The 26,023-nt window shown below is 49.0% G+C and carries 29 protein-coding genes; 8 read left to right on the top strand and 21 right to left on the bottom strand.

Annotated features, from left to right (window positions below):
* Positions 1–2: 2 nt before the first annotated feature.
* The 17 genes from pyrF to HUX74_RS04875 form a co-directional block, all read right to left on the bottom strand.
* Positions 3–833 (bottom strand): orotidine-5'-phosphate decarboxylase, encoded by an 831-nt coding sequence (gene pyrF / locus HUX74_RS04955; RefSeq protein WP_117599419.1) that lies wholly within the window; start codon positions 831–833, stop codon positions 3–5.
* Positions 834–953: 120 nt separating this feature from the next.
* Positions 954–2,066, bottom strand: coding sequence for a peptide chain release factor 1 (gene prfA, locus HUX74_RS04950; RefSeq protein WP_120172703.1), 1,113 nt, complete (start codon positions 2,064–2,066; stop codon positions 954–956).
* A 4-nt stretch (positions 2,067–2,070) separates the two neighbouring features.
* Entirely contained in the window at positions 2,071–3,240 is a 1,170-nt protein-coding gene (locus HUX74_RS04945; protein WP_120141110.1) for an AIR synthase-related protein, read from the bottom strand.
* Between the two features lie 112 nt (positions 3,241–3,352).
* Positions 3,353–3,934, bottom strand: coding sequence for a LemA family protein (locus HUX74_RS04940; RefSeq protein WP_005835359.1), 582 nt, complete (start codon positions 3,932–3,934; stop codon positions 3,353–3,355).
* Between the two features lie 171 nt (positions 3,935–4,105).
* Positions 4,106–5,014, bottom strand: a complete 909-nt coding sequence (locus HUX74_RS04935) for a YgcG family protein (RefSeq protein ID WP_117964786.1) — start codon at positions 5,012–5,014, stop codon at positions 4,106–4,108.
* A 40-nt stretch (positions 5,015–5,054) separates the two neighbouring features.
* Complete coding sequence (locus HUX74_RS04930; RefSeq protein ID WP_117599423.1) at positions 5,055–6,050, bottom strand: alpha/beta hydrolase; 996 nt, start codon at positions 6,048–6,050, stop codon at positions 5,055–5,057.
* Entirely contained in the window at positions 6,050–6,796 is a 747-nt protein-coding gene (locus HUX74_RS04925; protein WP_005835363.1) for a shikimate dehydrogenase, read from the bottom strand. The genes HUX74_RS04930 and HUX74_RS04925 overlap by 1 nt, the downstream gene beginning before the upstream one ends.
* A gap of 30 nt (positions 6,797–6,826) precedes the next feature.
* Positions 6,827–7,564 (bottom strand): bifunctional demethylmenaquinone methyltransferase/2-methoxy-6-polyprenyl-1,4-benzoquinol methylase UbiE, encoded by a 738-nt coding sequence (ubiE, locus tag HUX74_RS04920; RefSeq protein ID WP_098032550.1) that lies wholly within the window; start codon positions 7,562–7,564, stop codon positions 6,827–6,829.
* Positions 7,565–7,653: 89 nt separating this feature from the next.
* Entirely contained in the window at positions 7,654–8,595 is a 942-nt protein-coding gene (locus HUX74_RS04915; RefSeq protein WP_117599425.1) for a phosphoribosylaminoimidazolesuccinocarboxamide synthase, read from the bottom strand.
* 26 nt (positions 8,596–8,621) lie between these two features.
* Positions 8,622–9,623, bottom strand: a complete 1,002-nt coding sequence (locus HUX74_RS04910) for a PhoH family protein (RefSeq protein ID WP_117599426.1) — start codon at positions 9,621–9,623, stop codon at positions 8,622–8,624.
* Between the two features lie 9 nt (positions 9,624–9,632).
* Complete coding sequence (locus tag HUX74_RS04905) at positions 9,633–10,352, bottom strand: M23 family metallopeptidase (RefSeq protein WP_117599427.1); 720 nt, start codon at positions 10,350–10,352, stop codon at positions 9,633–9,635.
* Positions 10,353–11,018, bottom strand: coding sequence for a B3/4 domain-containing protein (locus tag HUX74_RS04900; protein WP_117599428.1), 666 nt, complete (start codon positions 11,016–11,018; stop codon positions 10,353–10,355).
* Between the two features lie 34 nt (positions 11,019–11,052).
* Positions 11,053–11,862: a peptidoglycan editing factor PgeF gene (pgeF, locus tag HUX74_RS04895; RefSeq protein ID WP_117964780.1), complete on the bottom strand. Its 810-nt coding sequence runs from the start codon at positions 11,860–11,862 to the stop codon at positions 11,053–11,055.
* A complete protein-coding gene (gene obgE / locus HUX74_RS04890; protein WP_117964778.1) occupies positions 11,859–13,040 on the bottom strand; it encodes a GTPase ObgE in 1,182 nt (393 codons plus the stop codon). Before obgE ends, pgeF begins: the two co-directional genes overlap by 4 nt.
* Before the next feature lie 14 nt (positions 13,041–13,054).
* Complete coding sequence (locus tag HUX74_RS04885) at positions 13,055–13,627, bottom strand: adenylate kinase (RefSeq protein WP_005823672.1); 573 nt, start codon at positions 13,625–13,627, stop codon at positions 13,055–13,057.
* A gap of 42 nt (positions 13,628–13,669) precedes the next feature.
* The gene (gene hpt / locus HUX74_RS04880) at positions 13,670–14,206 is read right to left on the bottom strand and encodes a hypoxanthine phosphoribosyltransferase (RefSeq protein WP_005835372.1); all 537 of its coding nucleotides are present in this window, start codon (positions 14,204–14,206) and stop codon (positions 13,670–13,672) included.
* 41 nt (positions 14,207–14,247) lie between these two features.
* A complete protein-coding gene (locus tag HUX74_RS04875; protein ID WP_174646301.1) occupies positions 14,248–15,786 on the bottom strand; it encodes a peptide MFS transporter in 1,539 nt (512 codons plus the stop codon).
* A gap of 388 nt (positions 15,787–16,174) precedes the next feature.
* Between HUX74_RS04875 and HUX74_RS04870 the strand changes: the two genes are divergently transcribed.
* Together HUX74_RS04870 and HUX74_RS04865 are read left to right on the top strand one after the other, a co-directional pair.
* Positions 16,175–17,686, top strand: coding sequence for an NAD(P)H-hydrate dehydratase (locus HUX74_RS04870; RefSeq protein WP_174646300.1), 1,512 nt, complete (start codon positions 16,175–16,177; stop codon positions 17,684–17,686).
* 29 nt (positions 17,687–17,715) lie between these two features.
* On the top strand, positions 17,716–18,279 hold the full coding sequence (locus HUX74_RS04865) for a YdeI family protein (RefSeq protein WP_005823665.1): 564 nt from the start codon (positions 17,716–17,718) through the stop codon (positions 18,277–18,279).
* Between the two features lie 17 nt (positions 18,280–18,296).
* Here the strand turns inward: HUX74_RS04865 and HUX74_RS04860 are convergent, their stop codons facing one another.
* On the bottom strand, positions 18,297–18,980 hold the full coding sequence (locus HUX74_RS04860; protein ID WP_005823664.1) for a DUF5715 family protein: 684 nt from the start codon (positions 18,978–18,980) through the stop codon (positions 18,297–18,299).
* 120 nt (positions 18,981–19,100) lie between these two features.
* Between HUX74_RS04860 and truA the strand changes: the two genes are divergently transcribed.
* From truA to HUX74_RS04840, 4 genes are all read left to right on the top strand, one after another.
* On the top strand, positions 19,101–19,853 hold the full coding sequence (truA, locus tag HUX74_RS04855) for a tRNA pseudouridine(38-40) synthase TruA (protein ID WP_138345069.1): 753 nt from the start codon (positions 19,101–19,103) through the stop codon (positions 19,851–19,853).
* A 69-nt stretch (positions 19,854–19,922) separates the two neighbouring features.
* On the top strand, positions 19,923–20,822 hold the full coding sequence (locus tag HUX74_RS04850; RefSeq protein WP_057282020.1) for a DMT family transporter: 900 nt from the start codon (positions 19,923–19,925) through the stop codon (positions 20,820–20,822).
* Positions 20,823–20,833: 11 nt separating this feature from the next.
* Positions 20,834–21,304 carry a GAF domain-containing protein gene (locus HUX74_RS04845; RefSeq protein ID WP_117964776.1) on the top strand — a complete coding sequence of 157 codons (471 nt, stop codon included), beginning with the start codon at positions 20,834–20,836 and terminating at the stop codon, positions 21,302–21,304.
* Entirely contained in the window at positions 21,301–21,960 is a 660-nt protein-coding gene (locus HUX74_RS04840; protein ID WP_005823657.1) for a DUF3256 family protein, read from the top strand. Before HUX74_RS04845 ends, HUX74_RS04840 begins: the two co-directional genes overlap by 4 nt.
* Here the strand turns inward: HUX74_RS04840 and HUX74_RS04835 are convergent.
* A complete protein-coding gene (locus HUX74_RS04835) occupies positions 21,947–22,837 on the bottom strand; it encodes a YitT family protein (protein ID WP_005835428.1) in 891 nt (296 codons plus the stop codon). The genes HUX74_RS04840 and HUX74_RS04835 overlap by 14 nt on opposite strands.
* A 132-nt stretch (positions 22,838–22,969) precedes the next feature.
* On the opposite strand from HUX74_RS04835, the gene HUX74_RS04830 reads away from it, so the two are divergent.
* Complete coding sequence (locus HUX74_RS04830) at positions 22,970–23,335, top strand: hypothetical protein (RefSeq protein WP_117599436.1); 366 nt, start codon at positions 22,970–22,972, stop codon at positions 23,333–23,335.
* Between the two features lie 95 nt (positions 23,336–23,430).
* On the opposite strand, the gene HUX74_RS04825 is transcribed toward HUX74_RS04830, so the two are convergent.
* Both HUX74_RS04825 and HUX74_RS04820 read right to left on the bottom strand, forming a co-directional pair.
* The gene (locus tag HUX74_RS04825) at positions 23,431–24,585 is read right to left on the bottom strand and encodes an acyltransferase (protein WP_119961259.1); all 1,155 of its coding nucleotides are present in this window, start codon (positions 24,583–24,585) and stop codon (positions 23,431–23,433) included.
* Between the two features lie 98 nt (positions 24,586–24,683).
* The gene (locus HUX74_RS04820; protein WP_117599438.1) at positions 24,684–25,247 is read right to left on the bottom strand and encodes a Crp/Fnr family transcriptional regulator; all 564 of its coding nucleotides are present in this window, start codon (positions 25,245–25,247) and stop codon (positions 24,684–24,686) included.
* Positions 25,248–25,420: 173 nt separating this feature from the next.
* Between HUX74_RS04820 and HUX74_RS04815 the strand changes: the two genes are divergently transcribed.
* Positions 25,421–25,717, top strand: a complete 297-nt coding sequence (locus HUX74_RS04815; protein WP_117599439.1) for a hypothetical protein — start codon at positions 25,421–25,423, stop codon at positions 25,715–25,717.
* The last annotated feature ends 306 nt before the right edge of the window (positions 25,718–26,023 follow it).

Genomic DNA, 26,023 nt, shown 5'->3' with positions numbered 1-26,023 from the left:
CGTTAGCCGTTAATCACTTTTTTCAACTCTTCCGCCATCTGTGCCTGCACTTCTTGGGCTGCTTTTCGGCTGGCGGCGGCGAAGTTCTCTGTCTTGTCCACGTAGATGATGCCACGGCTGGAGTTGACAATCAGGCCGCAAGTCTTGTTCATGCCATACTTGCAGACTTCTTCCAGGGAGCCGCCTTGTGCGCCTACGCCGGGAACCAATAGGAAGTGTTCGGGAACAATCTTGCGGATATCTTCGAAGGCGCGGCCTTGTGTGGCGCCTACTACGTACATCATCTGTTCGTCACTGGCCCACTCCTGGGATTTGCGGAGCACTTTTTCGAAGAGGCGTTCGCCGTTGGTGTCTTCCGTCAGCTGGAAGTCGTGCGAGCCTTTGTTGCTGGTCAACGCAAGCAGGATTACCCATTTGCCTTCGTACGTAAGGAACGGGGTCACACTGTCTTCGCCCATGTAGGGAGCTACGGTTACGGAATCTATATCCAGCTCTTCGAAGAAGGTGCGGGCATACATGGCAGAGGTGTTCCCGATGTCACCGCGTTTGGCGTCGGCAATGATGAATTGGTCGGGATAGTTCTGCTTGATGTAATTTACGGTTTTCTCGAAAGCTATCCAGCCTTTCACGCCCATACTCTCATAAAATGCCAGATTGGGCTTGTAGGCGATGCAGAGGTCGGCAGTAGCGTCGATGATAGCTTTGTTGAAAGCGAATATAGGGTCTTCCTCTTTCAGAAGATGTTCGGGTATTTTCTTGATGTCGGTGTCAAGACCTACGCAAAGAAATGACTTCTTGCGCTTGATGTTCTCGAATAATTGCTGTTTGTTCATATTATTTTTTAGTTACGGGCTACAAGCTACGAGCTACGAGAGATAGCGTGTGGGCTGGCAGCTGGTTGTTTTTTTAGTTATGAGTTACGAGCTACTTGTCACTTGTTTCTTGTAACTATCTTACAGCTCGCTCTCTTTCAGCCTTTCTGCATTTTCCGCCACAATCAGGTGGTCGATGCAGTCTTGGATGTCTCCGTCCATAAAGGCGGCGAGATTATAAATGGTGTAGTTGATGCGGTGGTCGGTGATGCGTCCTTGCGGATAGTTGTAGGTGCGTATCTTGGCAGAGCGGTCGCCAGTACTGACCATCGTCTTACGCTTGGAGGCGATATCGTCGATGTACTTCTGGTGTTCCTTGTCGTAGATGAAGGTACGTAGGCGCGAGAGGGCGCGTTCCTTGTTCTTGGGCTGGTCGCGCGTCTCGGTACATTCGATGAGGATTTCCTCGACTATGCCTGTGTTGGGGTTCTTCCAGTTGTAGCGCAGGCGCACGCCGGATTCCACCTTGTTCACGTTCTGACCGCCGGCACCACCGCTTCGGAAGGTGTCCCACTTGATTTCACCTTCGTTGATGACTACGTCGAACTCTTCGGCTTCGGGAAGCACGGCTACGCTGGCGGCTGAGGTGTGTACGCGTCCTTGCGTTTCTGTGGCCGGTACGCGCTGCACGCGGTGCACGCCCGATTCATATTTCAGTGTGCCATATACATTGTCTCCCGTCACGGAGCAGACAATTTCCTTGAAACCGCCGGCTGCACCTTCGTTGGCGCTGGATATCTCCATTCTCCATCCCTTGGATTCGCAGTACTTGGTGTACATGCGGAAGAGGTCGCCGGCAAAGATTGCCGCTTCGTCACCACCCGTGCCGCCACGAATTTCGAGGATGGCATTACGGCTGTCCTGCGGGTCGGCGGGGACAAGCAGCAGCTTTATCTGCTCTTCCAGTTCCGGTTGGCGGTTTTGGCAGGCATCCAGCTCTTCGCGTGCCATTTCGCGCATCTCCTGGTCTGTTTCGTTGGCGATGATTTCTTTGGCTTCTTCTATGCCACGCAGTACTTGCATGTACTCTTTGCGGGCATTCATCAGGTCGCCCAGTTCTTTATATTCTTTGGTGAGCTTGACGTAACGCTTCTGGTCCGCAATCACTGCCGGGTCTGTAATCAAGGTCGACACTTCTTCGAAGCGGGCGACAAGCCCTTCCAGCTTTTCGAGTATGGTATTGTTGTCTGCCATATATTTAATACTTGAACTCTCCGAATTCACTCTTGATAATCAGTTCTTTCTTGTCGCTTTCTTCCACGCGGCCTACAATCTGTGCATCGATGTTGAAACTCTTCGAAATAGCAATCACCTCTTCTGCATGTTCGGGAGAGAGGTACACTTCCAGGCGATGTCCCATATTGAACACCTTGTACATTTCGCTCCAGTCCGTATCGCTCTGCTCCTTGATGGTCTTGAACAACGGTGGAACGGGGAAGAGATTGTCTTTGATGACACGGCAGTTGTCTCCCACAAAGTGCAGTACCTTGGTTTGTGCGCCGCCCGAGCAGTGTACCATACCGTGGATTTGGGGACGGAGCGCATCGAGCAGTTTCTTTACTACCGGTGCGTAGGTGCGGGTAGGGGAAAGTACCAGCTTTCCTGCATCCAGCGGACTGTCTTCGACACTGTCTGTCAGTTTTAGCTTGCCACTGTATACCAGTTCTTCGGGTACAGCCTTGTCATAGCTTTCAGGGTATTTCTCTGCCAGGTATTTGGAGAATACATCGTGGCGTGCGCTGGTCAGTCCGTTACTGCCCATACCGCCATTGTATTCTTTCTCATAAGTAGCCTTTCCGTAAGATGCCAGACCAACAATCACATCGCCCGGACGGATATTGGCATTGTCTATAACATCTGAGCGCTTCATGCGGCAGGTCACTGTCGAGTCTACGATAATGGTACGTACAAGGTCGCCCACGTCGGCTGTTTCGCCACCGGTGGCATAAACGCCTACGCCCATCTCGCGGAGTTCGGCAAGCAGTTCGTCCGTACCGTTGATGATGGCTGAAATTACTTCGCCGGGGATGAGAAGTTTATTACGTCCGATGGTAGAGGATACCAGAATGTTGTCTACCGCACCCACACAAAGCAGGTCGTCGATGTTCATAATCAGTGCATCTTGTGCAATGCCTTTCCACACACCCAGGTCGCCGGTTTCCTTCCAGTACATATAGGCAAGACTGGATTTGGTGCCTGCTCCATCGGCATGCATAATGTTGCAATACTCCGGGTTACCGCCCAAAATGTCGGGGATAATTTTGCAGAAAGCCTGCGGGAAAATACCTTTGTCGATGTTCTTGATGGCGTTGTGCACATCTTCCTTAGATGCGCTGACGCCTCGCATCATGTATCGTTGATTACTCATGAGATAATAGGTTTGTTCAATTGAATGTGCAAAGATACATCTAATCTTCTACAACACAAAGCGAGGCACAAAGTTTCTCGCCTTTGTGCCTCGCTATAGAGTTGTGTATTTATCAGAATTGTACCTGGGGAGCTTGTTCCGCTCCTTCTGCCGCTTCGAAATAAGCTCGTTTCTCAAAACCGAAGAGACCGGCAAGGATATTTTTGGGGAAACGGCGAATGGCTGTATTGAAGTTCTTGGCTGCATTGTTGAAGTTGGTCCGTGCTACGTTGATACGGTTTTCCGTACCTTCCAGCTGTGCCTGCAGTTCCAAGAAATTCTGATTTGCTTTCAAGTCCGGATAGTTTTCTGTGATGGCAAGCAATTTACCGAGGGCAGAAGTCACCGCACCTTGTGCTTTCTGATATTCAGCCAGCTTTTCCGGAGTAAGGTCTGCAGCATCCACTTTGATTTGAGTGGCTTTGCTGCGGGCTTCTACTACACCTTCCAGTGTTTCCTTCTCGTGCGTGGCATATCCTTTCACGGTATTCACCAAGTTCGGAATCAGGTCGGCACGGCGTTGGTATTGGGTTTCTACGTTCGACCATTGTCCGCTGACATTTTCGTCCATGGTTACGAGTCCGTTATAGCCGGTTACACCCCAAATGGCGAGAAGAGCTATAACAACGATAATGATAATGGTTGATTTCTTCATACTTTTCATTTTTAGGCCTCACCTCCGATTCCTCTCCGATAGAGAGAGGGGAGGAGGGGAAGGCAGTTATTAATCATTTAATTATATTCTATGTAAACGTTTTATTTTCTTCCAGTATCCTCGAAGGTGTGTCAAAACGGTTGATGGCGCACAGATGACACATACTCGGCGTTAGAACCGGGAACCGGCTCCACCGCCACCTCCCATACCGCCTCCGAAGCTACCACCGCTGAAGCCTCCTCCGCCACTTCCGCCGAAGAGACCTCCACCACCGAAGATGACCGGACCACCTCCGCCTCCTCCCCGGTAGTTTTCATCGTATGACTGCTGGCGGCGCACTACTTTATGTCCGCAATTGCGGCAGGTGTAGGTCACATCTTCCGTTTTCACTCCATTGCGGCGTGAGATGAGTATGCTGCTGCTACGTTGCAATTTATGTTGTCCGCAGTTGGGGCATTTGTTGGCAGCGCGTTGGGCAAGGATGCCTATAATAGATGCCACTGCGAGGAAACCGATAAGTCCCAGTAGGATACCTCCTACGGAGAGGTCATCCTCCTCTTCCGTGTCATTCACCATAGTGCCGTCAAGACGTGAACAGACCGCCTTTACACCCGCGACCATTCCGGCATCCCAATTACCGTCTTTTAGATAGGGAATCATATATTTGGTCTGTATGCGTTTGCAGATGGCGTCAGGCAGGTCCCCTTCCAAACCGTATCCCGTATAAAACTGGATGCAGCGTTGATCGGTTACCAGCAGAATGACCAGACCGTTGTTTTTCTCTTTTTTCCCTACTCCCCATTCATTGAGCAGCCGGTGTGAGAAATCAAAACAGTCTTCTTGTCCGATGGAGGGAACAACGGCAACTACCGTTTCAATACCCGTCTGCTGCTCCAATGCGTAGAGCATGCGGTCTATGTCGGCACATGCCTCTTTGGATAAGATGTCGGCAGGGTTGCAGACATAACGCGTCTTGTCCTGAAGGTGTACTTTAGGAATGTTCTTAGTGGTGTAGACTTCTTGTGCCTGCAAGGATATGAACAAGCACAGGAAGAATGCTATGGAAATAAATCGTTTCATATTACCAATGTTTGTTGCGGCGAAGATAGGAAAAATCACGTCAATGTATGTATTTCCCTACGAATTTCTTTACATGCTCGGTGTATTCCTGCGGATAATCCTTGTAAGACATGGCATGTGTGGCACCGGGTACAATCCATAATTCTTTGGGTTCGGGCTTGGCTTCATAGAGGGGATAAACCATCCACGTCGGTACAAAGGTGTCGGCATCACCGTGGATGAAGAGCATCGGCAAAGTACATTTCTTTACTTGCTCCAGGGCAGAAGCTTCGCGGAAATCCCATCCGTACTCCTGCCGGCAAAGCCAGCTTGCAGTATGCAGTAGGGGGAAAGAGGGCAGTCCGAACTGTTCTTTCAACTCCCCGCGAAACTCATCCCATACGCTTGTGTAACCGCAGTCTTCCACAAAACACTTGATGAATGGCTGTTGGTATTGTCCGTGTTCCACTTCGCCGGATACCATCATGGTGGTGGCGGCTCCCATGGAGATGCCGTGTACTACCATCTTTGTACTGCGGGACGCTATGCTGTCCGTATGGCTGCGTCCGAAAAGCTCATCGGCGGTTTCGGTCCATTGCAACACGTCGAGCCGGTCTTTCCAGCCCATCTGTACATGGTTTCCTTCGCTCATCCCGTGTCCGTAAAGGTCGGGCAGCAGGATATTGAAGCCCATCTCCTTGCTGTACAAATAACCTATCATCAGCATGCGCACGGCGTTGTCCGTATATCCATGTACGATGACTGCCGTTTTGTCGGTAGGGCGGGCAGCGGCAACATAGAGCGCATGCAGCGTCTCTCCGCGGTCGTTCTCGATGTAGAAGTCCTTCAGTGCTCCTGCGGTCATCAGGCTATCCACCCAGGGGTGCAGTTCGGGGTAGCGCTCGTACATGAAATCGTAGGATGCGGCTATGTTGCGGCTGCGTGAAACGAGGTCGTCCGGTTTCAGGGAATAGCCCAGCATATAGTACCCTCCGCACAACAGTAGGGTGCAGAGGGCGGCCAGACTGAGAATTGAATATTTTATGGCTTTTTTCATTATTTATTCCAAATTTCCCATGCGGCAAAGGCCTGCAACAGCAACATCTCCAGTCCGTTCTTGGTGACGGCTCCTTGTGCCTGGCCTTTCTTCATGAAGAGGGTTTCGTTTGGATTATATAACAAATCGTAGAGCAAATGGTTGGGGGTCAGTAGCTCGTAAGGAATGTTGGGACAGAAGTCCACTTTGGGGTACATGCCTACGGGGGTACAGTTGACAATCACCGTGTACTCCTGCATGATTTCCGGTGTCAGCTCTTCGTAAGTGAGGTATTTGTCCTCTTTCTTGGTGCGCGATACGAAGGTACTTTTTATACCCAGGTTCTCCAGCCCGCGATATACGGCTTTCGATGCGCCGCCGGTGCCCAGAATCAGGGCTTTCTTGTGATGTGGTTGCAAAAGCGGTTCTATGGATTGTGTGAATCCTATGATGTCGGAATTGTAGCCAACCAGCTTTACCTTGCCTTTGGGAAGGCGGATAATCTTGATGACATTGACGGCGCCTATCTTGGCGGTGTCTTTGTCCAGTTCGTCCAGATAGGGGATGACTTGCTCCTTGTAGGGAATGGTCACATTCAGTCCACAGAGGTTAGGGTTTTCCTCTATAACTTCCATGAAATCCTCGATACGTGGAATTTCGAAGTTTACATATTCTGCATCAATGTTTTCTGCCGTGAATTTCTCATTGAAATATCCGATGGAAAAGGAATGTTTCAACGGGTAACCTATTAAACCGTATTTCTGCATAATGAGGGTGTGTTAAAGGGGAATTAATGATTATTTTCTGGCTGTATACAACGTACATATTCCGAAAGTGAGCCGCTTGAAGTGTACTTCACTGAAACCGGCCTTGCGGATAACTTCCTGCATCACTTCTCCTTGAGGGAAGGCACGGATGCTTTCCGGCAGATAAGTGTAGGCGCTGTTGTCTTTCGAAATACATTTACCGAGCAGGGGGATAACGACTTTGGAGTAAATAGTAAACAGTTGTTTCATCGGGAAGCGGTCCGGCGTGGAGAGTTCCAGTATGACAAGATGTCCGCCGGCCGTCAGTACGCGGCACATTTCGGACAGTCCTTTATCCAGCCCTTCGAAGTTGCGGATGCCGAACGCTACGGTTACAGCATCGAAACTCTCATCGGCAAACGAGAGAGAGGTGCAGTCCTCCCGGGCAAATGAAATCTTGTCCGAGAGGTGCGCCCGTTTTACTTTTTCGCGCCCCACATTCATCATGCCTTCCGAGATGTCGGTACCAATCAAAGCATCGGGTTGCAGTTCGCGGCATGCAAGGATGGCGAAATCACCGGTGCCGGTAGCTACGTCCATGATACGTCGGGGGTGGAAAGGAAGGAGGTATTTGATTGCCTTCCTGCGCCAGCTGCGGTCAATACCCATGGATAGGGTGTGATTCAGCTTGTCGTAGGCGGGAGCGATGTTGTCGAACATTTCTTCCACTTGTTCGCTCTTCTTACCGTCAGCGCCGTAGGGCTTGATGTGTTCTTGGGGGTAATCCATGATTTTTTTATGTGCTAATGTGCTGATACGCCAATGTGCTAATTGGCTGCGCTATTATGCCGCAAGGTCATTAGCACATTGGCATATTATCACATTAAGTAATTAGTTACATTCTTTTCAATGCGTTCGGCAATGTTGTCGGTATCTTCCTTTACGAACTTCTCACCAGTGATGTGTTCGTACAGTTCGATGTAACGTTCGCTGATTGAAGTAACGATTTCGTCTGTCATTTCCGGTACCTGCTGTCCTTCCTTACCCTGAAAACCGTTGTCCATCAGCCATTCGCGTACAAATTCCTTGGAAAGTTGTTTCTGCGGTTCGCCTTTGGCAAAACGTTCTTCGTAGCCTTCGGAGTAGAAATAACGGCTGGAGTCCGGGGTATGGATTTCGTCCATCAGATAAATCTTGCCGTCGTGCTTGCCGAATTCGTATTTGGTGTCTACCAGAATCAATCCGCGTTCCGCTGCAATCTCTGTACCGCGTTTGAAGAGAGCCATTGTGTATTTTTCCAATACGGCATATTCTTCGGGCGTGGCAAGTCCTTGTGCTAGGATTTCTTCTTTGGAGATGTCGGCATCGTGTTCGCCAATTTCGGCTTTGGTAGTCGGGGTGATGATGGGTTCGGGGAACTTCTGGTTCTCCTTCATTCCTTCGGGCAGTTTCACACCGCAGATTTCACGGACACCGCTTTTGTAAGCGCGCCATGCACTGCCGCAGAGGTAACCGCGTACAATCATTTCTACGGGGAATCCTTCACACATCACGCCTACCGTCACCATCGGGTCGGGAGTAGCCATTTTCCAGTTGGGGCAGATGTCGGTGGTGGCATCCAGAAACTTGGCTGCAATCTGGTTCAGCATTTGTCCCTTGAAAGGAATGCCTTTGGGCAATACTACGTCGAAGGCTGAGATACGGTCGGTAGCTACCATGACCAACTTCTCGCCATTGATGTTGTACACATCACGAACCTTCCCATGATAGACACTTTTCTGTCCGGGAAAGTTGAAATCTGTTTTTGTTAATGCTTTCATCTTTGTAATATTTACGATTTGAGAATTTACTGTTTCTGTTCAATCTTGCTATTGGCTTGTTCGGCCTTGCGTCTTTCGCGCTCCGCTTTCGCTTCTTTGTCAAACTTTTCGTAGGCCTCCACAATTTGGGTGACAAGCTTATGCCTTACGATGTCTTTCTTGTTCAGTTCCACGAAGCTGATGCCTTTCACTCCTTTCAGAATACGGAGTGCCTGCACCAGACCGGATGTCTGGGAGGAAGGCAAGTCAATCTGCGTCATGTCTCCCGTGACAATCATCTTGGTGTTCATTCCCATGCGGGTGAGGAACATTTTGATTTGCTGGGTGGTGGTGTTCTGCGCTTCGTCCAGAATGACGACGGCATCGTTCAGTGTGCGTCCGCGCATAAAGGCGAGGGGGGCAATCTGGATGATGTTCAGCTCCATGTACTCTTTCAGCTTGGCAGCAGGTATCATGTCCTGCAGGGCGTCATAGAGCGGTTGCAGATACGGGTCTATCTTGTCCTTCATGTCGCCGGGCAGGAAACCGAGCTTTTCTCCGGCTTCTACAGCGGGGCGGCTGAGGATGATTTTCTTGATTTCTTTGTTTTTCAGTGCCCGCACAGCAAGCGCGATGGCAGTATAAGTCTTTCCGGAACCGGCAGGACCGATGGCAAACAGCATGTCGTTCTTGGCAAAAGCCTCCACCAGTTTCAGCTGGTTCTCGCTGCGCGGGATAATCGGCTTTCCGGTTACGCTGAATACAATGACATTGCCCGATTTCTCTGCTTGCGGGGCATTGCCTTTGATGATGTCTATAATGACCTCTTCTTTCAAAGAGTTGTACTCGGCACAGTGTTTTTCCAGTTTGGTGATGTTCTCCTCGAATGCACACATTTCCTCCTCATCACCCAATACTTTGATGACATTGCCACGGGCGATGATACGAAGCTTGGGATACAGGGCTTTTATCAGTTGCATGTTGGCGTTGTTTACGCCGTAGAATATTACCGGATCAATATCTTCAAGAACAATCAGTTTTTCTATCATTGATATGCTTTAAAGTTCAATTCGTTCTTTTAGTGAAACGTTTTGCAAATGTAGTGAAACGTTTGGATACTTAAATGGTTCTATCGGGTATTTTTTTTGCAGAGGCTTCGGGTAGATTGCCGGCAATTGTTGCACGACGATGCCGTTTCCTTTTTTTGAGCATCCGATGCGTTGCCGGTTCAGCGTCTGCTCCTTCATGTTGAAGATGATATTGGGGTCGAAGTGCTGGCCGTTGACTCGTGTCTCAAAGTGGAGATGCTCGGTAGAGGCGCGTCCGGTACGTCCGGTCAGTGCGATGGGCTGTCCGGCTTTGACCGTGTCGCCACAATGTACAAGGTTTTTGAAGTTGTGGCTGTATATCGTTTCCAGTCCGAAGTCATGGCGTACGACAACGACATTGCCGTAGGCGCTGTAAGGCTTGGACATCCGTACTACGCCGTTGAAGGCACTCCGTATGGTGTCTTTGGCGCAGGTCTTGATGTCTATGCCGCTGTGGCGTCCCCGCCCCCGTCCGTAAGGGGAGATGACTTTTCCTCCGGGCAGAGGAAAGGAGTATTCCGTGTCCGGAATGTCCTCCAAAGGTAGCTCTATCAGTTCTCTTTGCGAAAACAGTCCTGGAGTGGCAACGCGGATATGGTTGGTTTCCATGGCGGAAAAGACCGCTTTTTTCCCTTGTGCCGTGGCACCAAGGGCTATGAGTAGGAGAGGGACAAGAACGCGTATTCTCATTTATTCAAAATATTGTATGGTCCCACCGGTAGAGGAAGCATATTTCTCCAACAGTCCCAATATCATTTCGGCTGCTTCTTTCAGGCCTTCCTGCCCGTTGTAGCCGTTGACAATGGCAAGGATATGGCGGGTTTCCAGTTTCATCTTGGTGCGTTCGTGGTCACTGGTCGGGGTACCGATACCGCCTATACGGTCGCGGTAGACGGGTAGCCCTTCTATGTTCAGCATGCCGCGGCCTATACCCTCGAACGATTCCTCTGCACGTCCTATGCCCAGTTCAAGGTCGGTTCCTTGTATCTCGTCGGCATCAAATCCGCCGATAGAGTGACCCGTACGTAAGGAAACAAGGTTGATAAGGTCTACCAATGTATCTATCTGATAGAGTTCCAATCCGCGTAGCAGTCGTCGTCTCAGTGCTTCGGCCGAGGGACGGTAGCGGCTGGGGTCTTTGCCGCAACGTTTGTAGGCTTCACGGGTGGCGGCAATGACAGGTTGGTACTTGATGCTGTCCGTGGTTTCACGGGCTCTTAGCTCTTGGGTGAAAGTTGCGATTTCCTGCCACAACCCTTCGCTATATGCGGTATTTGTCACTTCGGCAAATACGGCCGCACCACGGAATTCGGAGCAATTCTGTTTGATTTCTTTAGAAAGTGTGATATGATACATTATAATATGCTTGAATATGTTCTTTATCTCAATTTCATTTTAACATGATTCCTGACAGTAATCTTCCGGATTTGATACCCAGCCTGCGTGCGGAGAAGAATTCTTCGTGTCGGGTGTATGTGCAGATGCCTGCCGTCTCCACTTGTGCGGAAGGTACTCCGAAGTCCAGCAGTTGCAGTCGGTTGGCAGCCCATAGGTCGATATGGTATTTGTGGGTGTCGGGTTTCCATTCGGAGATGTAATCCATCTGGAAACCGTTCTTGCGGAATGCTTCATAGACTTCGTCGCCTACCTCGAAGGCAGAAAGGGAGATGCCGGGGCCGATGCAGGCTATCACTTCTTTACCCTCTGTGCCATAGCAGGCACTCATCTTGTCGAGTGTGTGGCCGAGGATATAATTCACTGTGCCACGCCATCCGGCATGAACAGCGGCTATCACGGCATTCTTCCGGTCGTAGAGCAGGATGGGAATGCAGTCTGCCGTAGAGATGCAGATGCAGCAGCCCGGTTCACGGGTTATCAGTGCATCAATGCCCTGTAACATGGAGTGGCGTTCTTCTGCTGTTGCTTGCAGATAAGTTCCGTCAATGACAAGTGCCTTTGTCCCGTGGGTCTGAAACGGAATGACCAGTTCTTTGGGACGCTGGGGCAGGGAAGAACACACTATTTCCTGATTGCGGCGCACAGCTCCGGCTTCGTCTCCCGTGTAAGGCGTACAATTGAGGGAGGCATAGTTTCCCTGGCTGCACCCTCCATGACGGGTGGTTACAAAACAAGAAATGCCGGGATATGAGGCAAGCAGCTCATATCCCAACATTTTCCTATCTTCAGTAAGAGGAATCATTTTTTATCTTCCTCCCAATCCTCTTCGTATTCAAAGTCCTCGAGGTCCTCTATGTCCTCGTCGTCGTTGACGTATTCATAGCTGAGGTCTTCGTCCTCACCCTCTTCTTTCAATTCTTCCTGCAGGTGGCTGAGGTCTTTGGCGCGGTGGGCAATGCTGTCCACTTTGCCTTCTATCTTATTACTTTCCTTGTTCAGCTCTTCCCAAAGGATGTCTTTCAGCGTAGAGATGCCCATGCCGGAGACAGCAGAGATGAATATATGCGGAATCCCTTCGGGCAGTGTCGGCTCTATCTCGTCCATCAGTTCCTGGTCGAGCATGTCGCATTTGGTGACGGCAAGCACTCTCTGTTTGTCCAGCATTTCAGGGTTGAAAGTGCGAAGCTCGTTCAACAGGATTTCGTATTCCTTACGGATGTCGTCACTGTCGGCAGGCACCATAAACAGCAACAATGAGTTGCGCTCGATGTGGCGCAGGAAACGCAATCCTAAGCCTTTGCCGGCACTGGCTCCTTCGATGATGCCGGGAATGTCCGCCATCACAAACGATTTGCTGTCGCGATAGGACACGATGCCCAGATTGGGCTCCAAAGTGGTAAACGGATAATTGGCGATTTTGGGCTTTGCCGCAGAAACGGCTGCCAGCAAAGTCGACTTGCCCGCATTGGGGAAGCCTACCAGACCGACGTCTGCCAGCAGCTTCAGTTCCATGATTACCGTCAATTCCTGCATCGGTTCGCCCGGTTGGGCAAAGCGGGGAGCCTGGCGTGTGGCGGTTTTGAAGTGCCAGTTGCCCAGACCTCCTCGTCCGCCTTTCAGCAGGATGACTTCTTGTTCGTGCTCGGTGACGTCGCAGATATATTCACCCGTTTCGGCGTTGTACACCACCGTGCCGCAGGGCACTTCAATAACCTTGTCCGCTCCGTCTTTTCCGAAACTGCGGTTCTTGGAACCGGATTCTCCGTGACCTGCCAGGATGTGGCGATCATATTTCAGGTGGAGCAGCGTCCAGTAGTTGCGGTTACCCCGCAGGATGACATGGCCTCCTCGTCCTCCGTCACCTCCGTCGGGGCCTCCGTTGGGTATGTATTTCTCACGCCGCATATGCGTAGAACCTCGTCCGCCCTTTCCGGAGCGGCAATATATTTTTACGTAGTCAACAAAATTCGATTCAGCCATATTCTGTTTTATTGTTATTTCACTGCGTCAATAGCCTTGCAAACATCAGCAAAGATTTCTTCCAATACGCCGAAGCCTTGGATGTGCTGGTATTTGCCATCTTGTTTGTACCAGTCAATTAGCGGAGCTGTCTGTGAGTGATAAACAACAAGGCGCTTTTTGATTGTCTCTTCGTTGTCGTCTGCACGTCCTGATTCTTGTCCACGCTTGATGAGGCGCTTCATCAGTTCTTCTTCGGGCACGTCGAGGTCAAGCATCACGCTGACTTCTTGTCCGCGTTCGGCGAGCATCTTCTTTAATGCTTCAGCTTGGGCGATTGTTCTGGGGAAGCCGTCGAAAATCACGCCTTTGCTATCCTTGAAGCTGTCGAACACGCTTGCCAGGATATCAATCATCAACTCATCGGGAATCAACTGGCCCTGGTCGATATAACCTTTAGCAGTCTTGCCCAGTTCTGTACCGTTCTTCATTTCAGCACGGAGCACGTCTCCGGTAGAGATGTGGTTGATGCCATACTTTTCTACAATCTTCTCACTTTGCGTTCCCTTACCTGAACCGGGAGCGCCAAAAATTACAATGTTCAACATTTGCTTAGTTATTATTTAATGATTTACTATATTATGTCTGTATCAGTCTACTACAGTATAAATGTCGGGATAGTTGCGCCCGAAGCCGTCATAATCCAACCCGTAGCCCACGATGAAGTCGTTCGGAATATTCATGGCCACATATTCTATGTTCAAATCAACTTTCAGCTTATCGGGTTTCACCAGTAGGGAGGCAATATGAATCTCCCTGGGACCGCGAGTGCCGAGGGTGTCCAGTAAGCGTTGCATGGTGAGTCCCGTATCTACGATATCCTCTACAATGACCACTGTACGGTCCGTGAGGTCTTCATTGATGCCTATTACTTCCTTGATTACCCCGGTAGAGGATACTCCTTGATAAGATGCCAATTTGACAAACGAAATTTCGCAGGGAATCGTGATTCGTTTCAGCAAATCGGAGGTAAACATGAACGAACCGTTCAGTACGCTGAGGAATAGAGGATTCTTTCCTGCCAGGTCGCGGTTGATTTCGTTCGCTACACGGGTTACTTCTTTCAGTATGTCCTGCTCCTTGATGGAGACTGTGAACATCTTGTCTTTTATTTGTATGGTATCCATAGATGGGATGTTTTTAGAAAGTTGCCGCAAAAATACGATTTTTATTCCACTCCATGCATCATCTTCTGTAATTTCTTTGAAAGCAGGAAGAGGATAAGCGATGCCGTGGCAGACATGATGACGAACACCATGAAGAAATCGTACATCGTCTCGATGCGATAACCCAGCAGCGTCTTTACTTTTCCGGCTTCGGGGTAGAGCCCGCTCAGCGTGCCTGCAAACTTATTGGCAGTGGCGGTGGAGAGGTACCATATCCCCATCATTAGTGAGGCGAAGCGGATGGGCGTGAGCTTGTTCACCATGGAGAGCCCGATGGGCGAGAGGCAGATTTCGCCCATGGTATGGATGAAGTAGAGCCCCGTCAGCCAGATGAGACTCACCTTGATGCCCGGCTGAACATCTTTCACCCCAAAGCAGATGACGAGATAGCCCAGTGAAAGCAGTAGCAGGCCGATGGCTTGCTTGGTGGGCGAGGCGGGCTCCATGCCCCGTTTGCCCAGGGCGCCCCATACGCCCGGCATGATGGCGGCAAGTATCACTACAAAGAAGGGGTTGAAGGACTGAATCCAGGAGGCGGGCATTTCCCACCCCAGGATGACGCGGTCGGTCTGCTCGGAGGCGAAAAGCGTGAGCGAGGCGCCTGCCTGCTCGTAGGCCGCCCAGAAGAAAATGACGAAGAAGGCGATGATGTAGATGACGAAGATGCGGTCGCGCTCCGTCTTGGTGAGCGAGCCTTCCAGCAGGATGCTGACGGGAAACACGATGCAGGCGGTGAAGATGCCGATGCTTATCCAATCGCTCCCGAAACACCGGTAGAAGAAACCGGCAAGCGCGATGGCGAGCAGGGCGAGCAGCAGGTAGTTGCGCATGGGCCGTCCGTTGGCGTGGGCACTCTTCCGGGCGGTGTTGTCTGCCTGGGGCCGCTCCTTGCGGGCGTCGGGGATAATGCCGAGGGGCTTGCCGTCGGGGCCGATGAGGTACTTGTTCTTCTGGGTTTCGAAGAGGACGACCGTCAGCACGGTGACGATGGCTGCGATGAGGAAGCCCCATCGGAAGTCGTGAGGATTGCCCGTCTCGCCAAAGTAGCCGCAGACCAGCGGGGCGAGGAAGGAACCCACGTTGACACCCATATAGAAGATGGTGTAGGCGGAATCCAGCCGTTTGTCACCCGGCTTGTAGAGTTGCCCCACCAGGGAGGAGACGGTGGGCTTGAAGCAGCCGTTGCCCAATATAAGGAAAGTCAGTCCGCCGTACATCAGCCAATGCGAAAGCTCACGCGCCTCCAGCATCGAGGCGCTGGCAAACATCAGGAACTGGCCGACTGCCATCATCATGGCCCCCCAGAAGACGGAACGGCGGATGCCCCAGTATTTGTCGGCGATGTAGCCTCCGATTAAGGGCGTCAGGTACACCAGTCCGGTGTAGCTGCCGTAGATGGAGGCGGCGTGCTCCTTGTCGAAAAGGAGCGCCTGGGTGAGGAACAGGATGAAGATGGCACGCATGCCGTAGTAGCTGAAACGCTCTGCCGTGCTGGTGGCGAAGATAAGGTAAAGACCTTTCGGGTGTCGGGATGTACTCATTGAATATGCTTTTATTGTTTTGGCTTTTATTATATGTTGAGGGTACAAAATTAGTCATTATTTTGCGTAAGTTAATGGGTATAATTAGAAACTTGCCGACAAGCCTGCGGGAACTTGCCGACAACTTGTGCAAACTTATCCGTAAGCCTACGCAAACTTAAAACAGAATTTCTGTTTCTGTAAATAAAGCTTTTGTTTATAGAAATAGAGCTTTTGTTTCTAAGAATAAAGGCTTTGTTCTAAGAATCCTTTGCATTGAAGACAACTTTTCCTTACAGAGCAGATATTTTTTCCCGGGGGACAAAGCAACTTGATAAAAAACGTCTTCTCTTTGTACAGTTGAAATCAAAGCCCTATCTTTGCTCTACGATTTTAAGATAATCCTATTATGAAGATATTTCCTACTACAAGCATCAAGCAACTGGATGCAGATACCATAGAGAATGAACCGATTGCCTCCATTGACTTGATGGAACGTGCCTCACGCGCATTGGCCCGTGCCATTGCCGAGCGTTGGGAGCCGGACACGCCGCTCACCGTTTTTGCCGGACCGGGGAACAACGGTGGCGATGCGCTTGCCCTGGCGCGACTGCTGGCCGGGAAGGGCTACCGGCTCGAGGTGTATCTCTTCAATACGAAAGGGACGCTTTCGCCGGACTGCGAGACGAACAAGGAGCGGCTGGCCGACGTGCCGGGCGTGGACTTCCACGAAGTGACCACTCAGTTTGTGCCTCCTGTGCTGACGGCGGACCATGTGGTGATAGACGGCCTCTTCGGCAGCGGTCTGAACAAGGCTCTGAGCGGCGGTTTTGCAGCCGTAGTGAAGTACATCAATGCTTCGCCCGCCACGGTGGTGTCCATCGATATCCCATCGGGACTGATGGGTGAGGACAACACCTACAACGTACATACGAATATCGTCCGTGCCCATCTGACACTGAGCCTGCAATTGCCGAAACTGGCATTTCTCTTTGCCGAGAACGAGCCGTATGTGGGCGAATGGCAGTTACTGGACATCGGGCTCAGTGAGGATGCCATTCATGATATGGAAACGGACTTCTGCCTGCTGGAGCATGAAGATGTGTCTGCCCTGCTGAAGCCGCGCAGCCGGTTTGCCCATAAGGGGAATTTTGGCCGCGCACTGCTGATAGCCGGTTCGCAGGGGATGGCGGGAGCTTCGGTGCTGGCTGCGCGTGCGTGCCTGCGTTCGGGTGTGGGGCTGCTGACGGTACATGTGCCGTTCTGCAACAACTTCATTGTGCAGACTTCCGTGCCCGAAGCCATGACGGAGCTGGACATCAGCGACACCTGCTTTGCCGCCGCTACTGATACGGACGATTATCAGGCCGTGGCGATAGGTCCGGGACTGGGAAAGGCGGCAGAGACCGAGGCGGCTCTGCTGGAGCAGATAGAGATATGCCAGACTCCGATGGTGGTGGATGCTGATGCCCTGAACTTGCTGGGCGAGAAGCGTAACTATATAGGGCGTCTGCCCAAAGGGAGTATTCTGACTCCGCACCCCAAGGAACTGGAGCGTCTTGTAGGCAAATGCCAGAATTCGTACGAACGCTTGATGAAGGCTCACGAGCTGGCGAAGAGCGCCGGAGTGCATATCATCTTGAAAGGCGCTTATTCTGCCATTGTCACTCCTGCCGGGAAATGTTTTTTCAACCCTACCGGCAATCCGGGTATGGCAACGGGAGGCAGCGGTGATGTGCTGACGGGAGTGGTGCTTGCCTTGCTTGCCCAAGGCTATGAGCCGGAGAAGGCTGCCTGCCTGGCCACGTATGTGCACGGACTGGCGGGAGATGTTGCCTGCAAGAAGCAGGGGGCAGTGGGGATGACGGTGGGGGATATAGTTGCCTGCCTGCCGCTAGCGTGGAAGATGCTGGAAGAATAAGGAGAGAAGTGTAATTTGGATGGCTTGTCATGTCAACAGAAATAAGATATTTTGAAAACAGAAAAGATTGGCGGAAGTGGCTGGCTGACAATTTCGATACTGCCGATGGAGTCTGGTTTGTGTTTCCTACTAAATCTTCAAGCGAGAAAAGTATTGTATATAATGACGCTGTTGAAGAGGCCCTTTGTTTCGGGTGGATTGACAGCACGATAAAGTCACTTGACAAAGAACATAAAATTCAGCGTTTCACGCCCAGGAATCCTAAAAGTACCTATTCGCAAGCCAACAAAGAAAGGTTGAAATGGTTGCTGGAGCATAAAATGATACATCTTGAATTTGAGGATAAAATACGAACTGTCTTGTCGGTTCCTTTTGTTTTTCCAAATGATATAATCGACAGATTGAAAGAGGATGAAAGAATATGGAAGAATTATCAGAGTTTCTCTGACCCCTATAAACGTATCCGAATCGCATACATTGAAGCGGCGAGGAAACGACCGGAAGAATTTGAAAGGCGATTAAATAACTTTATCTGTAAAACGAAAGAGAACAAAATAATAATAGGGTTTGGCGGGATTGAAAAATACTATTAACGCTAATTCTTTTCCGCTTATTTCTCTCTTGTCGTAATGTGGAAGCATCCTTGCTTCAACTCGTACTTGATGTAGCATTTATCGGCTTTCCGCAGGTCACGGAGCACTTCCGAAAGAACCAGTTTTAAGGTATCTGCGCTGACATCCTGCAAAGGACGTCCATCCTCGTCTTCTATTTTCTGAAAGCGCTTCCAACTGACATCGAATGTCGTTCCGTAAAAATGTGCCGAGTTTGGAGAAGCATTGCCGTTACGGCGGCGCAGGCGTTTTACGTCGTCTTGGGTGCGGAGTACGGAAGTCACAATTATCTTGTTTGGATTCAGCCCCTTGGCGGTCAGTGAATCAAGGAAGTTGTGTCCGATGGTGTCCAGCAGGCTGGCGGCGCCCGGAATGAGATAAGGGATGGAATGCGTCAGTGAATCCACGGCATAGAGCTCGTTTGTCGTGATAGGTTGCAGTTGCTCTCTCATCTTTTCTGCTTCCTCGCGGGATGAAAGTACACGTATGCCGATGGCTTGGGCTACATTGAGATGTTTCTCATTCAAGTCTCCGAACGAGCGCTTGTAGCTGACAACACCCCGAATGTTGCGCGGTTCGTTCAACTTGAGCGACATGTCCTTCTTCTTGCAGCCGGCAAAGGTGAATGTTGCGGCAGCTGCGACAATTATCAGTATAGGTAGGATTCTGGAAGAATATCTCATCTTATAAATGTACTATGTCTGTGAAAAATCTGCGTTAATCTGTGTAATCTGTGGTGAAAACCTTGCAAAGATAATTCAAACCTTCTTAAGTTTGCACTATCTTTGCACACAAAAAAGACCGTGCAACGATATTTTATATACCTGGCTTATGATGGCACCGCTTATCACGGCTGGCAAATCCAGCCGAATGGAGCGAGTGTGCAGGAGTGTTTGATGAAGGCGCTGAGTACCTTGCTGCGTCGCGAGGTGGAAGTCGTGGGAGCGGGGCGTACCGATGCCGGGGTGCATGCCTCACTGATGATAGCTCACTTTGACAGTGATTCTCCTCTGGACACTGTTTTTATGACGGATAAGCTGAATCGTCTGCTTCCTCCCGATATTTCCGTATACCGCTTGCGGGCCGTGAAGCCCGATGCACATGCCCGCTTTGATGCTACGGCGCGGATGTATAAGTATTACGTCACTACTGCCAAGATGCCTTTCAATCGTCAATACCGTTGCCGTCTGTTCCAAACGCCGGACTTTGAGCGGATGAATGAGGCTGCCCAAACCTTGTTTGACTATACGGACTTTACCAGCTTCAGCAAACTCCATACCGATGTCAAAACCAATAATTGCAAGATTATGCATGCCGCCTGGACGCAAGTGGACGATGTGACCTGGGTGTTCACCATCCAGGCCGACCGGTTCCTGCGGAACATGGTACGTGCCATTGTCGGCACTCTGCTCGAAGTGGGGCGTGGAAAACTTTCCGTTGAAGGTTTCCGACGCGTCGTCGAACAGAAGGACCGTTGCCAGGCAGGAACTTCCGTTCCCGGAAATGCATTGTTTCTGGTGGACGTAGCCTATCCGGAAACTACTTTTTTAGAATAAAAGAGGGATGTACTACAAAAACGTAGCCCCCTCCCTTTAATTTTTAATTCTTAATTTTTAATTGACTCTATGTGGTTATTACTTGCTTTCCTCTCTGCTGCCTTATTGGGATTTTACGATGTCTTCAAGAAGAAGTCGCTTCGTGACAATGCCGTACTGCCGGTGCTTTTCCTGAACACGCTGTTCTCAAGCCTTATATTTCTTCCTTTCATTCTGGTATCTGCCTTTGCGCCGTCGGTGTTGGGAGGTACGATGTTTGATGTTCCCGTGGTGGGGTGGGAGGTACATAAGTTCATTATTGTCAAGTCGTTTATCGTGCTTTCTTCCTGGATATTCGGTTATTTCGGGATGAAGCATCTGCCGCTGACCATCGTGGGACCGATTAATGCGACGCGTCCCGTAATGGTGCTTGTAGGTGCCATGCTTGTGTTTGGCGAACGCTTGAACCTTTATCAATGGATTGGCGTGCTGCTTGCCATAGTGTCCTTCTTCATGCTGAGCCGTTCGGGCAAGAAAGAGGGAATCGACTTCAAGCATAACAAATGGATTCTTTTCATCGTGCTGGCTGCCGTTGCCGGAGCTGTCAGCGGGCTGTATGACAAATATCTGATGAAGCAGCTCAACCCGATGCTGGTGCAGTCGTGGTATAATGTCTACCAAGTCTTTATCATGTGCCCCATCATCCTGCTGTTGTGGTACCCCAAGCGAAAAGAAAGTACCCCGTTTCGTTGGGACTGGACCATTATCTGTATCTCCATTTTCCTTTGTGCGGCAGACTTTGTCTATTTTTATGCCCTGAGCTATGAGGACTCCATGATTTCCATCGTTTCGATGGTGCGTCGTGGAAGCGTTGTTGTTTCCTTCCTTTTCGGTGCGCTTTTCTTCCGTGAAAAGAATTTAAAAAGCAAGGCTGTCGACCTCATTTTGGTGTTGATTGGAATGTTCTTCCTATATTTGGGGAGTAAATAAACAAGAGATATATGGCAGAAGACCTATATATAAATGCTGGTAGCAAGACAGAGAAATATCGCGCTTTGCTTCCTCAACTGAAAAATCTGCTGGCAGGTGAAGATGACTTGATAGCCAATCTGGCGAATGTTTCGGCGGTGCTGAAAGAGACTTTCCATTTCTTTTGGGTAGGCTTCTATTTGGTGAAGGGTGAAGAATTGGTGTTAGGACCTTTCCAGGGACCGATAGCTTGTACGCGCATCAGGAAAGGCCGCGGTGTTTGCGGCGCGGCATGGGATAGAGCCGAGACGTTGGTTGTGCCCGATGTGGATGCATTTCCCGGACATATAGCCTGTAGCTCGCTGTCGCGTTCGGAGATCGTGGTTCCGCTGAAGCGTGAGGACGGTGAAGTGTGGGGAGTATTGGATATTGACAGTGACGATTTGGGCGGTTTTGATGAAACAGATGCCCGTTTCCTTGAAGAAATGATTAAAATGTTATGATAAGAAAACTGAGTGCTTTTTTGATTTTGGCTTTCATCGGATGGGGGTATTTGCAGGCCCAGGAAGCCAAGACGTGTTTTAAGAATATGCCGGATTCTATATGTCCGTTGCTTAGCGCCGTGAACCGTGCGGATTTTATAGACTTTCTGGAAAGTAAGATGAAAGCTGAGGTGACCAACAGCTTTGGTGGTAAATCGGAAATGACGGAACTTTCTCCAGACTATATACATGTGAAGATGACGCCCCAGAGTTCATGGCAGATGAAGCTCTTGTCTATTAACGACAGTACGAAGGTGATTTGTGTGGTTGCTACGGTTTGTGCTCCGGCTTGCGACAGCCATGTCAAGTTCTATACGACAGACTGGAAGGAGCTGGTTGCTTCGTCCTACCTGCCGGCATTGCCCGTTCTGGATGATTTTATCGCTGAGGCCGCGGATACGGTGGATGTCTATGAGTATCAGGATGCCCGTCGCCAGGCCGACATGCTGCTGATGAAAGCGGACCTTTCTGCGAAGGATGCCACGTTGGCATTCACTTTTACCACGACCGATTACATGGGTAAAGAAGCGGCGGAGAAACTGAAACCGTTTGTCCGCCGTCCTATTGTTTATACTTGGAATCAAGGGAAGTTCGAGAAATCCTCTACTTCACTTTGATTCTGTCGAATCCCTCTCCATAGACTCCGATGACTGCACTTTGTGATACAAAGGCATTGGGGTCTATGTCTTTTATGAGCCGGAAAATGATGGTGGACTCCCGCTTCTTGGCCAGCACGAACAGCATTTTTATCTCTTTTCCCGTATAGAAGCCCGAGGCGTTGATGACCGTTGCACCTCTGTGAGGATATACCTGGATGTGCTTGGCTATCTCCTCATATTTATCGCTGATAATAAAGAATTGTACGGACTGGCGGGCACTGTTCACCACTTGGTCGAGCACGAAGCTGCATATGTATAGAGTAACGTAGCCATACACCACCTTTTCCCAATCTTTTAGAACAAAGTAACTGGACGAGATGATGATAAGGTCACATATCAACATGACTCTGCCCAGCGTGATGTCGCGGTACTTGTTGATTACGGCGGCAATGATGTCCGTGCCGCCAGTACTGCCGTTGTTGGAAAAGGCGATGCCGATGCCGCTACCGCAGAAGGAGGCACCGATGACACAAGCCATGAAAGGCTGGTCGTGCAGGAGGACAACACCCTCGGTCAGTTTCTGGATAATGGAAAGGAAAAAGGTCAGGGTGAATACGGCAAAGATTGTCTTTACGCTGAACTTCCATCCCAACACACGTAGGGCAAGCAATAGAAGCAGAAAATTGATGGCGAAGTACGTATATTGGACGGGAAATCCAGTGGCAAAATATACGATGGATGCAATGCCCGGTACGCCACCGGTAGTAATATCGTTGGGAAGCAGGAAGACTGTCCAGCCGATACCGTACAAGACCATGCCTAAGGCAATCATCAGATAATCCCGCAGTTCGCGCATAGTGTTCTGTCGGGAGGGAATATTTACTATTGTTTTCATTATAATTTTATGTGGTTGTGAAAATGCGGGGACAAAGATACTGCTTATTTGGGATATAATGTTGAAAAAAAAATGCAGATTTTTGCAACCAAACTTCATCTTTCTGCGTCTAATAAATAAAAAGAGGAGATTATGAATATGAAAATGAATTTTTCCATGAACGAGATTCGTCTTAAAGTAGAAGAGTATATAAAGAAAGGTGGCCGGGCAGCTGGTCGTCCAGTACTGACGGCTTATTATGTGATGACTGCAGACTCTACTCCGGAGAGTGAAAGGACAAATATCATGATTGCTTTGGTGGCCATTGTATTTCCTACCAGTATAGAAGACCTTTTGGGACAAGTCTTTATGGTAGGGAAGGGATTTGCCGCAGTTTATGCTTATAAGAAAGTGAAGAAATACATCACTCCACAGATAAAAGACAAGGTTGAAGCTAAATTGGATGAGTGGTTCCATGAGAATGTGACGGAGGTGGTGGAGCCACTTTATCTGGAATAGCAGTTCGCCACGGAGATTATGCTGATTTGTACGGATTGAATTCATATCGCGTATTTGTATCTGTGCGAATCAGCATAATCTCCGTGACGGACTGTTTATTGTTTTTTGCTCAAGAAGCGTTTAGCCAGATATTTCCGTACCGGTTCATCATAGAATTTCAGGCATAGATAGGCTAACAATATATTCCATGCATAGACGCATAAGGCAACCTGCCAAGTCTGCTCCAACGTGAAGAGCTGGTTCTTGATGAGCCATGCATAGAACAAGTACATAAATGGATAATGTATCACATAGACAGGATAGGATATATCTCCCAGGAACTTGCATATCTGGGTCGATTTCTTATCCGTTGTGGTACCGGAAGCTCCTAACCAGACAAGAATCGGAAAAGCTATGATGACACAGAACACTTCATAAATGCCATTTGTACAGACCGGCGCCGTACCTTCCAGATAGGGCACTGAGAACAAGGTAATCAATGCAATGGTGCATATCCAGAAAGCGCCTTTCACCTTAATGGGCTTGAAGTTGCGCGATAAAAGCATACCCATGGAGAAAGGGAAAAGCATCCTCAATAATCCTCCGATAAAGTTTATTCCGTCCAGTGTCCAACCTACTCCCATATTGCCATATCCGGAGACATCGAAGATGGCGAATGATGCCAATGCTATTCCCAGCAATATTGTCAGTACGGTCAGTGCTTTGTTTGACAATCGTCGGATGAACAAGGCATAAAGGATGTTGCCTATATACTCAAAGAACAATGACCAGCAAGGACCATTCAAGGGAAACATTTCGCCATTACCACGGACTTCATAGCCTGCTCCCGGCATTGCGGGAATAAAGAATATGGAGCAGAGAAGGGACAGCATAATCATTGATAGGGCAATATGTGTTCCGTCCCATTGTATGCATCCTTGAATGCAGAAGGTGATGGCGCCCAAAACAGCGCCCATAATTACCATCGGATGAAGACGTATCAGACGTCGCTTGAAAAAACTCTTCATGGTGAGGCTCCTGCCCCAACGGTCGTCATAAGCATACCCGATAACGAATCCCGATAGTATAAAGAAGAAATCTACAGCTAAATAGCCGTGGTTGAAGGTTTCGATAATGCCACCACCGGCAAAAGCGTAGCCTTCGAATATATGATACCATATAACCATCAAGGCTGCTACGCCACGGAGCCCGTCGAGAAGGTCATAATGTGCTTTGGTGTCTGAAAAGGCAGAAGATGAAATGTACGACATCTGTTTTTTCTGTTGTTTGGTTAATGTTTTCGGATGTCAAAGATACGCCATGCGAAGCGAAGTTCTTTTGCTTAAAAGCAAAAAAGAACGGTAATCTTCTATTTTTTTGCGCGTACCCGGCTGAGAGTATAGATGGAAATACCCAGGAAAGCTGCCACATATTTTAGCTTCACCCGATTTATCAGTCCGGGGTAACGGCGGTTAAATTGTTCATACCGCTCTTGGGGAGGCAGTTGGAGTCTTTCCACAAACATATGACTGAGCTCCTTGTTTACGTTCTGATGCAGTATTCTGCCCCAGTTGGCTATATCAATATATGTTTCGTAGAGAGCATTTAACTTGTCTATGTGGATAGTATAGATTTTGCAGTCCGAAAGAGTTTCAATGCTTTCTACCGACGGCTGCTGATAGTACAGTGAATCCATTCCGAAGGTTACATCACCTTCCTGGCTGAACCAAGTGGTGGTATCTTGTCCGTCGTGATGAAATACGGAACGGGTGACCCCTTCCTCAATGAAATAAATCAAACGGTCTGTTACTCCCGCTTGTACTATATAAGTTCCTTTAGGATAGTATCTTACCTGCATATTCGTCAAAAGTGCCTGAAGTGCTTCTTCGGAAACCGGATAAATCTGCCTGATTTTATGAATGATGTTGTTCATTGGAGGGGAACTTTTTATTCGTTTACAAACTTACATAATTTTATTAACTAAAACAGAACTTTGATATACAAATGTGTGCGTTGCCTCATAAGCGTTTATGGTATAATGGAATTTTTCTTGTAAAAGAGATGTTTGTTCTTTGAATATTGTATCTTTGTAGAAAACGGTAGCCTATGAATAAAATATTGGTAACATTATTGGCTCTAATCGGAGGCAGCTGCATTTCATTCGCACAGATGGAGACCGGAAGAATTTCCGATACAGCTGAGGATACATTGAGAATAGAAAATGAAATTGTCGCTGTTGATACCGGATTTTACCAGTCAGTAGTCCGCTATGATACGGTGCGCTATAATTTGAAAATGCAGAGTGTTTACAAAAAGGCTTTTCAACTAAAGAATGATGTTTTTGTGGAAAAGATGAAAGAGCCGTGGTTAGATGATATTCTCAGAAATATCTTATTTAAATAACCATGAATTTGTGCTTTGCGGCATTCGGTTGACTTCCAGGTTTAACTCACTCGGTTAAACCACACTAAATTCAGCATTCTCTAAAAACAAAAATCAGATAGAAATCTTGCGATAACTATCTGATTTTCTTAAGAGCGGAAGACGGGGCTCAAACCCGCGACCCTCAGCTTGGAAGGCTCTTTGATAATACTATTCAATTATTTGATTGTTAGTCTGTTAATTACTTCTATAAAAGTCAATAGAACAACTATTGACCAACATTGGTAAGGTTTATACAATACCAATAGCAGCATTTAGTAATGCTAA

Source organism: Bacteroides sp. Marseille-P8574 (assembly GCF_902825465.1).
Taxonomy (GTDB): domain Bacteria; phylum Bacteroidota; class Bacteroidia; order Bacteroidales; family Bacteroidaceae; genus Bacteroides; species Bacteroides uniformis.
The sequence above is the reverse complement of the archived record's forward strand: the minus strand, read 5'-3'. Positions and strand labels throughout refer to the sequence as shown.